Origin of the sequence: Thermodesulfobium sp. 4217-1, from assembly GCF_039822205.1 — a bacterium.
Classification (GTDB): domain Bacteria; phylum Thermodesulfobiota; class Thermodesulfobiia; order Thermodesulfobiales; family Thermodesulfobiaceae; genus Thermodesulfobium.
The window spans coordinates 1-10,844 of record NZ_JBAGBW010000037.1; the positions used below are offsets into that span (position 1 = coordinate 1).

Annotated in this window: 10 protein-coding genes; all 10 read right to left on the reverse strand. The window is 39.7% G+C overall.

Features of this window, described 5'->3' with window-relative positions:
• Positions 1–181: 181 nt before the first annotated feature.
• Positions 182–1,297: a coproporphyrinogen-III oxidase family protein gene (locus V4762_RS09450; protein WP_347315535.1), complete on the reverse strand. Its 1,116-nt coding sequence runs from the start codon at positions 1,295–1,297 to the stop codon at positions 182–184.
• A gap of 44 nt (positions 1,298–1,341) precedes the next feature.
• Complete coding sequence (gene lepA / locus V4762_RS09455; RefSeq protein WP_347315536.1) at positions 1,342–3,144, reverse strand: translation elongation factor 4; 1,803 nt, start codon at positions 3,142–3,144, stop codon at positions 1,342–1,344.
• A gap of 86 nt (positions 3,145–3,230) precedes the next feature.
• Positions 3,231–3,701: an ImmA/IrrE family metallo-endopeptidase gene (locus tag V4762_RS09460; RefSeq protein ID WP_347315537.1), complete on the reverse strand. Its 471-nt coding sequence runs from the start codon at positions 3,699–3,701 to the stop codon at positions 3,231–3,233.
• 66 nt (positions 3,702–3,767) lie between these two features.
• Entirely contained in the window at positions 3,768–4,607 is an 840-nt protein-coding gene (locus V4762_RS09465) for a fumarate hydratase (protein ID WP_347315538.1), read from the reverse strand.
• A 60-nt stretch (positions 4,608–4,667) separates the two neighbouring features.
• Positions 4,668–6,017: an FAD-dependent oxidoreductase gene (locus V4762_RS09470; protein WP_347315539.1), complete on the reverse strand. Its 1,350-nt coding sequence runs from the start codon at positions 6,015–6,017 to the stop codon at positions 4,668–4,670.
• A gap of 143 nt (positions 6,018–6,160) precedes the next feature.
• Positions 6,161–6,871 (reverse strand): succinate dehydrogenase iron-sulfur subunit, encoded by a 711-nt coding sequence (locus V4762_RS09475; protein ID WP_347315540.1) that lies wholly within the window; start codon positions 6,869–6,871, stop codon positions 6,161–6,163.
• A 9-nt stretch (positions 6,872–6,880) separates the two neighbouring features.
• Entirely contained in the window at positions 6,881–8,665 is a 1,785-nt protein-coding gene (sdhA, locus tag V4762_RS09480; RefSeq protein ID WP_347315541.1) for a succinate dehydrogenase flavoprotein subunit, read from the reverse strand.
• 32 nt (positions 8,666–8,697) lie between these two features.
• Positions 8,698–8,997, reverse strand: coding sequence for a hypothetical protein (locus V4762_RS09485; RefSeq protein WP_347315542.1), 300 nt, complete (start codon positions 8,995–8,997; stop codon positions 8,698–8,700).
• Positions 8,998–9,006: 9 nt separating this feature from the next.
• Positions 9,007–9,393, reverse strand: coding sequence for a succinate dehydrogenase/fumarate reductase transmembrane subunit (locus tag V4762_RS09490; RefSeq protein WP_347315543.1), 387 nt, complete (start codon positions 9,391–9,393; stop codon positions 9,007–9,009).
• 8 nt (positions 9,394–9,401) lie between these two features.
• Positions 9,402–10,631 carry an NAD(P)-dependent malic enzyme gene (locus V4762_RS09495; protein WP_347315544.1) on the reverse strand — a complete coding sequence of 410 codons (1,230 nt, stop codon included), beginning with the start codon at positions 10,629–10,631 and terminating at the stop codon, positions 9,402–9,404.
• Between the last annotated feature and the right edge of the window lie 213 nt (positions 10,632–10,844).

The window sequence follows — 10,844 nt, forward strand, 5'->3', positions numbered from 1 at the left end:
CGTCTGGACTGCAGAGCCTATAGGTTTTGAAAACTCAGTAATGTTAAATATACGGTTATATCATAATACAAAATACTAAAAAGCCAAGAGAAAAAATGATAGTTTAATGATTAAATAGATTTATTGTAACTGTTAGTAACCTCTTATAAGATATTGAAAATTTTTAAACCTTAAATAACTCTTAGCCAGGAATTAATTCCACCAATAAGTCGTTCATAAAAATAGTTCCCTTATTCGTCAGAGAGATAGTATCTTCTTCTATTTTAACAAGTTGATCGAATTTTTTTGAAACCATTACTAAATTGTCAACAAGCCTTCTATCAAACCTATTTTTTAATTCCGAAATTTTAATGCCATCCATCAACCTTAAGCCCATCATTACCTTTTCAAAGAACTCATCTTCATCTGACAGCTCAATGTCTTCTTCCATCAAAAAGTTTTTTTGCAGGTAAGCGTCTAAGCTTGAAGACCTCTTAAATCTGCGGTTTCCAATCTTTGACGCAGCAGACGGTCCAAATGACAAAAAGTTCATATATTTCCAATATTTTAAGTTATGTCTACAAAAATAGCCATCTTTCGCGTAATTGGCAATTTCGTATCTAATATATCCTTTCTTGCACAGATACTCCTTAGAATATCTCATAAATTCAAGAACCGTCTCATCTGGCAGAACAAAATCTGCTTCCAATGGGTAGATAGAAACGCCATTTATATTGTCAAATGTACAAATGGTATCTAAGGAATTTGTAAGGGTATCTAAGGTCTGCCCGGGTATTCCTATCAGTAGATCTACGCTTACATTATCAATTCCAAGTCTTTTCGATAATTTCAGCGCATCGTAGCCAAAGTTATCTCTATTGAGATTGGATAACTCTTCATCCTGAAAGGACACAATCCCAAGACTTAATCTATTAAAAAATATATCCTCTTTATCTTTATAATTTTTTAAAAATGATTTTGGATTAGCCTCCAGCGTAATTTCTGGATCTTTTATATTAAACTTCAACTGAAGTATTGTTAGTAAATTTTTCAACAGATCGGGCTTAATTAGTGAAGGAGTGCCCCCTCCAAAATATATGCTGTCGACAAATGAGTTCTCTAATAAGTTTCTATTAGTTTGTTCAGAATATTCTATTTCAGAAATTAAGGCATCAAAAAAGATATCAATTTGATCCTCTGTTGAAACCTTTGAAAAAAAGTGGCAATAGTTACATCTCTTTTCACAAAAAGGTATGTGAATATAGATACCCAAACTTTCAAGCGTGTTTTGTATGCTTATATTCTCGTATTGAACCATATTTCTCTATTCTTTATAAAGCTTATTATTTATTCTAATATCCACTATTTTTTCTGATCGCCAGAGCTTTTTAACATCTCAAAAAAGACTTCTTGAGGAATCTGGACATCCCCTATCATCTTCATCTTCTTTTTTCCTTCTTTTTGCTTTTCAAGCAGCTTTCTCTTTCGCGTGATATCTCCACCGTAACATTTTTGTAAAACATTCTTTTTCATTGCTGCGATATTTTCTCTCGCAAGAATTCTTGAACCAACGGCAGCCTGTATTGGTATCTCAAACATATGCCTTGGTATCAGTCTCCTCAAAGAAGAGACAATCTTCGTTCCAACCTCTTGAGCCTTGCTCCTGTGTACTATTGATGATAGGGCATCTACACTATCCTTATTGACCAAGATGTCCAACCTAACAAGATCTGAATCTCTATAGCCAATAAATTCATAATCAAGGGAGGCATATCCCCTTGTTCTAGTTTTCAAAAGTGGGAAAAAGTCCAAAATTACCTCTGACAACGGCATCTCAAATCTCATTATTACCCTTTTCGCTTCAAGATACTCCATGTCTATATAGCTGCCCCTTTTATTGGTGCACAGCTCCATAATAGCTCCTATGTGCTCTGCGGGAGAAAAAATTGATACCTTAACATAGGGCTCTTTTATAGAAACTATAGTGCCTGGATCAGGCATCTTCAGTGGATTGTGTATTGTTAATACCTCTCCATTTTGCTTTATGGCTTCAAAAACGACAGAGGGCGGTGTAATAATAAGATCAATGTTAAATTCTCTTTTAATTCTCTCAATAGCCACTTCCATGTGAAGCATCCCTAAAAATCCGCACCTAAATCCAAAACCAAGCGCTATGGATGTCTCTGGCTCATAAACCAAAGAGGCGTCATTAAGCTTTAGCTTCATAATAGCGTCTTTCAAAAGTGCATATTCATCTGTATTTATAGGATACAGTCCGCAAAAGACCATTGAAAGCGGATCCTTAAAGCCTTTCAGAACCCTTTTTGTAGGTCTTTTTTCATCCTCAATAGTGTCTCCTACTCTTGCATCCTCTATATTTTTTATATTTGCAGCTATATATCCAACTTCTCCAGCCCTCAAGATATCAGTTTTCTCTGGCTGCATTCTGAAAAACCCAATTTCTTGTATTTCAAAGGTCTTCTTTGTAGAGTGAAACTTTATATCCATACCATTTCTTAGCTCACCATCAAATATCCTCACATAGGCCACTACTCCTCTATAAGAGTCATAATGGGAATCAAAAATCAATGCGGACAATGGCTCATCTGAGTCTCCCTTTGGCGGAGGAATTCTATCAATTACTGCAGAGATTATCTCGTCTACCCCAGTACCTTCTTTTGCGCTTGCGAGTATAATCTCGTCTTCGTTAAAGCCAAAAACGTCAATCAGCTCTCTTTTGGTCCCCTCCACATCAGCAGTAGGGAGCTCTATCTTGTTCACCACAGGGATTAGAACAAGATCTTGATCCATTGCAAGAAGACCATGTGCCAAAGTCTGAGCCTCTATCCCCTGAGTAGCATCCACTAATAAGATTGCGCCCTCACATGCTGCAAGCGATCTGGAAACCTCATAAGAAAAATCAACGTGACCAGGCGTATCGATAAGATTTAGGATATAGTCTTTGCCCTTCCAGTTAATATCGAGTCTGACAGCTCTTGCCTTTATTGTTATGCCTCGCTCCCTCTCTATATCCATATTGTCAAGCATCTGAGGAACGAGCTTTCTCTCGCTTACCACATGTGATTTAACCAATATCCTATCGGCAAGGGTAGATTTACCGTGATCCACATGGGCTATAATTGAAAAATTTCTTATGTTATCCAAACTATATACTCCTTTTCAAAGATCGTATTATATTTTAAGTAAATTTATTATAAAGGAATATCTGTTACAAAGTCTTTTTTGCCTATTTATATGCTCATAGAATTTCTAATGTGTATAAGCATTGGAGATCGTATAGCGTCTTCTTGAGAAACTAAATAATTATCTATACAGTAATCATCTTCTTTATCTATTTCAAATTTATATTTTTCAGGGATAAGGATTACGGCAGCTACCCTCCACGCTTCGATTTCCAATTTGCTAACCATATCGCCGATCAGACAAAGCGTGTTCTCATCGTGCAAAACCAAATGGGCCACCTCGTGCAATAATATCTCTTCTTTAATATGAGGAGCCACACCTTCTTTATAGCCTATAAACGACCTTGAACCTCTCTTAACACAAAGCCCCATAATAGATGGGAAGTCAATTGTCGACACTTCTACGCCACTTTCTTCAAGAATGACGTCAAGAGGCTTGGCCAGGTCGATAAGCCCTGGAAATCTTTCAATTATAGGCACAACAGGTGGATATATTTTATAATAATCTTCTTTATTCATAAAGCCTATAAATCCAAAATTTGGTTAATCCTGACACTATAAGACATATAATAGCAAAAATATAACTTATAATTCTACGCTCTTGTGCCTGTGTGCATTGCATTCTATGTTTACAGCCACGGGGAAAGATGCTATATGGCATGGTTCGAGCTCCACGTGAACCGCAAGAGAGGTTACTCTGCCTCCAAGCCCCATGGCGCCGATGCCAAGCTTGTTTATTCTCTCAAATAGTTCGCCCTCTATAGAGCCCAACCTTTCGTCAGGGTTTTTTGAACCAATAGGCCTTAGAAGTGCCCTTTTCGCCAAAAAGGCCACTCTCTCAAAATTGCCGCCTATTCCCACTCCTATGATGGTAGGAGGACAAGGATTTGGACCCGCCTTTCTAACCGTCTCAACCACAAAATCCATAGCGCCCTCAAGACCTGCTGAAGGAGCGAACATCCTTAAGGCACTCATGTTCTCTGCTCCGCCGCCCTTTGGCATAACTACTATTTTTACCTTGTCGCCAGGTATAAATTTTATGTGGACGATTGCCGGCGTATTCGTGCCTAAATTCTTCCTGGTAAACGGATCACACGTTGATTTTCTCAAGTACCCCTCAGTATAACCTTTCTCAACGCCTCTATTGACAGCCTCGTATATATCGCCGTCAACAAGATGTACGTCCTGACCAAGAAACAGAAATATCACAGCAAGACCTGTATCCTGACATATTCCAAGTTTCTCTTCCGATGCTAATTTATGGTTTTCTTTAAACTCTAAAAATATCTTTTTTGCCACCTCAGACTCTTCTTTTTCAAGTGCAATATCGAAAGCCCTTTTTACATCTTCGGGTGCGTTATAATTTGCGTCCATAACCATCTTTCTTACAGCGTCTTCTATTATCTCAACGGATAAACTCCTCATGTTTTCCTCCTAAATAAAATATTACTGCTTCACAAGATAAAATTATATAATAATTACGCTCTAAGGGTTGCGTTTGTCCAACCTTCCAATCACGTCTCTTGCGACCTCAAGACCGTTTTTCATGGCCTTTACGACCACAGAAGGACCGCTAACGGCATCGCCGCATGAAAGAATTTTGTCTTCATACTCTCCTCCAAAATCGTGCGGCAAAAGGCCTCTTTCCAAATGAAGGTCACAACCCATTAAGACTTCAGGGTCAACCTCCTGACCTATCGCAGAGACCAAAACATCGCCTTCTATAAAATGTTCGCTGCCTTCAATGATTTCAAAACTCGGCCTACCGCTGCTATCTAGCGCTCCCAATCTGGCCTGAAGGGCTTCTATACCCTTGAATTTACCATTTTCAAGAATAGCTCTCTTTGGAACTTCAAAAAATTTGAAGCTTACTCCCTCATCCTCAGCCTCTTCTATCTCCTTGGGCAGGGCTGGCATCTGTGCTTTTCCTCTTCTGTAGACAATGGTTGGAAAAAGGTCTTCCCTTATCGATATCCTGCCCACATCTATAGCGGTATTTCCGCCGCCGATAATAAGAATTTTTAAAGTTCTATCGAATATTTTTTTTCTGAACATATAGTTCTCAATAAATTCTATTGCTGAGTATGCGAAAAAATCATCCTCTTCATTTGACGGCAGCTTCAAGGACCAGCACTTGCTTGCTCCAACTGCAAGAATAACATAATCATATATATTGAAAAACTCTGTGAGAGGTATATCCTTTCCAACTGCGATATTATTTTTTATCTTTGCCCCATGAGACAATATGTACACTATCTCTCTATCTAAAACTTCCCTGGCCAGCCTATATGGAGGAATACATGCCCTCGCAAGGCCGCCAATCACTGGTCTGGACTCATAGATATCTACTTCTACGCCATATCTTGAAAGCTCATAGGCAGCGCTCAATCCAGCAATACCACCACCTATTATTGCAACTTTCCCTTTTATTTTCTCCTTGTCAGCTACCATTTTCAATTGATATTCGCCGTAATCTGATATAAATCTGTGAATAGCCCCTATTGCAATGGGCCTTCCAGTCTTGTTCAGCACGCAGCTCCCCTCACATTGAAAGCCATAAGGACAAACTCTGGCACAGGTTGCGCTAAACGGATTAATTTCGAGTATTTCAGAAAGGGCCTCGTTAAACTTTTTCTCTCTGGCGAGTTTTATAAATCTGGGGATATTAAGCCCCGCAGGGCAACCCTTTATACAGCTTGGCTTTTTACACTGCAAGCATCTGTTTGCCTCATATTCCAATTCTTTTTCACTAAGTCCCAATGATATTTCGTTATAATTACAGATCCTATCCTCTGCTGAAAGTTCTCTTAGCTTTACTCTTTCTTGAATAGGCATAGTTCCTCCATAAAATATTAAATTTTATATAGATTATTTTAAATATAACTCACAACATTTTATATCTTAAAACGATAATAAAAAAGAGGGTGAAGCTGTTCCTCACCCTCACACAAAACAGAAAAAATTGCATCCTTCACCAGTTATGATTCTTCGTTCATAAACATCTTTCTCAATTCAAGTATGGCCTTGCCAGGATTTAGCTCCTTGGGGCAGACCTCCATACAATTGAATATGGTATGACATCCATATATGCCGTCCTTGTCAGCAAGGGTTTCAAATCTCTCATTTTTGCCTTCATCTCTGGAATCTAACATAAATCTACAGGCATACAGAAGTGATTGCGGACCAAGAAAAGTTTTATTTTTCCAGAATGTAGGGCAGGCTGCAATGCAAGAGCCACAGACTATACATTCATAGAGACCATCGAGTTTTGCCCTGTCGTCAATAGACTGGTATCTTTCTTTGTCAGATTCTGGATCTTTCTTACAAACCAGCCAGGGCATTACCGCCCTAACCTTCTCATCAAGCAAGCTATGATCTACAACAAGGTCTCTAATCACAGGAAATCCCCTAAGAGGCTCGATCACAAGATCAAAGCTGTCCAGAAATTTCATCTGAGTCTCACAAGCAAGGATGCTCCTCCCATTAACAGTCACTGCACAAGAGCCACAGATGCCCTGCCCGCAGGAATACCTAAAAGTCAAGGTATCATCAAGGTTGTTCTTGATATACCTAAAAACGTCGAGCAGTGTCCAGTGACTTTCGGTAACTTCTACTTCATACTTACTCGTAGAAGTCTTATTTGAATCTGGATCATATCTGAAAATTGTAAGTTTATATAAATTGCCCACGACTACCTCCTAATACTTTCTCTCTTCAGGCACAAATCTAGAAAGATTGACATCTTTGTAGTCAAATCTGAAACCAGACTTATCTCTGAAGTATAAAGTATGTTTAAGCCAATTTTCATCATCCCTCTTTGGGAAATCGCGCCTTGCCTGAGCACCTCTTGATTCTGTTCTGCTCAAAGCGCCATACGTAACTGCTTCTGCTGCAGCTATCAAATGCCTTAGCTCCATTGCTTCCATTAATGTAGTGTTGTACGCGAGAGTCTTATCGCTGATATACATCTGAGACATCTTGTTGTGCATATCGCCGATTACAGATACCATTTTTGAAAGTCCTTTTTCTTCTCTGAACACAGCAACATAATTTTGCATGCCCGCCTGCAGTTCATCCCTTATCTCTACAGGCTTTATAGAACCTTTCTGATTCAGTATAAACCCTATTTCCTCACTTGCCATCTTTGCACTGTCCTCTTCAAGCGGCAGATGCTCAAGGTTTGGAAAATCTTTAACGATTGCTATTCCACAACGCCTACCAAATACCGACGCATCCAGAGTAGAGTTGCAACCCAGTCTATTTGCACCGTGAACGCTCACGCAAGCACATTCGCCTGCAGCGTATAATCCAGCAAATATCTGGCTCTTGCCGTCAAACAGAACTCTCCCGTCAATGTCTGTAGGAATGCCGCCCATAGAATAATGTGCAGTAGGAACTATTGGTATTGGCTCCTGTATAGGATCAACTCCTGCGAATTTTATAGATATCTCTCTTATTTGAGGGAGCCTTGTGTTTATTATCTCGGCTCCAAGGTGTCTAATATCCAAATGTATATATGGTCCGCCTTTAATTCCTCTTCCTGCCTCTATTTCGCTCGTTATAGCTCTACTTACTATATCTCTTGGAGCAAGTTCCATCTTTGCAGGGGCATAGTCTTTCATAAACCTCTCGCCCAAATCGTTTATGAGAAATCCTCCCTCACCCCTACAGCCCTCTGTCATCAAGATGCCTCTATCGAACAGGCCTGTTGGGTGAAATTGGAAAAACTCCATATCTTCAAGGGGTACACCTGCCCTCAGAGCCATATACTGGCCATCAGCAGTATATGAGTAAGATGTAGCAGTAATCTTCCATGCTCTACCATATCCGCCAGTAGCAATAAGCGTTCCCTTCGCTTTAAACGCGTGCAGACCGCCGTTTTTTGTATCCCAGGTAACTACTCCAGCACACTTTGGTCCATCAGTAATAAGGCTAACTGCAAACATCTCGGTGTAAAATCTTACTCCCAGCTCCATTGCCTTCTGCCAAAGTGTGTGAAGGAGCACGTGACCAGTTCTATCTGCTGCATAACATGCCCTTAGAACAGGTCCTCCTCTTCCAAAATCTTTTACATGACCGCCAAATTTTCTCTGAGCAATAAGCCCATCAGGAGTCCTTGAAAATGGAGCCCCCATATGCTCATATTCTCTAACAACAGTAATAGCATCCTTTACCAATATTTCAGCCGCATCTTGATCGGCCAAAAAGTCAGATCCTTTTACGGTGTCAAACATATGCCATTCCCAGTGGTCTTCTTCCAAACTCCCCAGGCTCGCTGCAATGCCGCCCTGTGCAGCAGTGGAGTGAGATCTTTGAGGCATAGAAAGCTTCGTCATACATGCAGTATCAAGGCCAGCGCTCTTACATTTTATGGCAGCCCAAAGGCCAGCAAGTCCTGCGCCAATTATAATGACATCGTGCTTGTGAACATTTCTTAATGGTACATCTACCACATTTTCAGTTAAAATTTTTGGATCTTCCACTTCAAGCTCCTTTCAACTCTCAAAATTAATAATTAAAAAGTAACCTCTGCAATTCTAAAAGCAGCAAAAAACATAACCAAGAAAAGTACTATATATACCATATTTAGAAAGGTATTAAGAGTTGGTTTTTTAATGTATTCCCTTGTAATGGTAACCATACCAATGTACAGATGTATACACACAAAAGCAGCAAAAGCTACATGAACAGGGAAAAATAGTGCAAACTTAAAAACATGCAATACAAGTAAAATTATAAGTGCAACAGCACTAATGCGTTGCCAAAACCATATATTTTTCGCGTTCGCACGCATAAGTGAACGAGTATAATTCACATCGACCTCCTAACCAAATATTATTGACTGTGCTATTTTTGCCATAAAAGCAATAATAGTTATGCCAATCACCCAATAAGACCAGCCAACCTGCCTTTCTTTGATAGCAAGTGCTGGCTGAAACTCAAAAGCAATGATTCTTATTCCGTTCATAACGTGAAAAACTGCAATAAAGGCTACGCCTGGATTGATTATCACTTTAAGGCTCTCATGAAAAGCGTGCATAGATTCAAAAAATGGTATCAGAGATGGCTCAGCAAACTTTATCCCGTATAGATAGAATATGTGAAACAAAAAATAAAGTCCAAGCAACAAACCGGTGATCCTATGAACATAAAAGAGAAAACTTCCTGAAAATATCTTGTATGGCTTTAATTCTGGCACATCTTTTAACATAACGCCTCCTAACTAAGTCCTAATAACCTGCGCGCATTAAGCTCAACATCGATGGGCAAAATTGCAAACCTTGCCACACCAGATTTCATAGCCGCCTTTGCTACTGCTGCTGCTACGCGCGGATATATTTCAAGATCCAATGGAGATGGAACGATATAATCAGGTGAAAGCTTGCTATCATCTACAAAGTCTGCAATTGCAACTGCCGCTGCTACGTTCATGTCGTCGTTTATAACCCTTGCCCTTACATCAAGGACTCCTCTAAACAAACCGGGGAAGCCCAAAACGTTATTTATCTGATTTGGAAAGTCAGATCTGCCTGTGGCTACTACTGCTGCTCCCGCTTCTTTTGCAGCATTTGGATTGATTTCAGGATCTGGATTTGCGCATGCAAAAATTATAGGATCCTTTGCCATAGACTTTACCATCTTTTGGTTAACCACGTCCCTTGCAGAAACCCCTATAAAAACATCTGAGCCCTTCATAGCATCTGCAAGAGTCCCTTTTTCCATCTCAGAATTTGTAATTTGCGCAATCTCATCCTTATATGGGTTCATCCCCTGAGGTCTTCCGCTATATATAGCGCCCTTTGTATCACAAAGTATTACGTCTTTTACGCCCATGTGAATTAGAAGCTTTGCTATAGAAATTCCTGCTGCACCAGCACCATTTATTACTACCTTTATCTCTCCGATCTTTTTCCCGACAATCTTTAGAGCATTGTATAGGCCAGCCAGAGTAATTATCGCCGTACCATGCTGATCGTCGTGAAATACTGGAATAGAGAGCTCTTCTCTGAGAACCTTTTCTATCTCAAAACATCTGGGAGCGCTGATGTCTTCCAGATTTACACCCCCAAAAACAGGCTCTAAGAGCTTAACAGTCTCAATTATCTTTTCTGTGTCCTTTGTGTTCAAACAAATTGGAAAGGCATCAACCCCTCCAAATTTTTTGAACAGAACGGCCTTCCCCTCCATAACAGGAAGAGATGCCAGAGCCCCAAGGTTTCCCAGACCCAAAATTGCGCTTCCATCAGTAACAACGGCTACCATATTCCACTTTGAGGTATAATAGTATGCCATCTCTGGATCGAATGCGATTTCCTTTACAGGCTCAGCCACCCCAGGGCTATAAGCCAAAGAAAGATCGTGAGCATTTTCAACAACTGATTTACTCTCCACACTTATTTTGCCTTTAGTCTTTCTGTGAAAAATTAACGCTTCTTCTTTTAAAGACAATTCAATTCCTCCCTAAAATCATTTTTTCTTCGTCAATAAAAATCTACATCTACAATCAGACTAAAAAGCGCGTCAACAAATTCAAACGTCTCTACATACAAGTATAGCAAAAAAGAAAAACCAAAAAACACCACCGTCACTCTAAACCTACTAAACTCTGATATAAGCTATTACCATAACTGCTACCAGAATTCAGTTTACCGTATTCAGAGC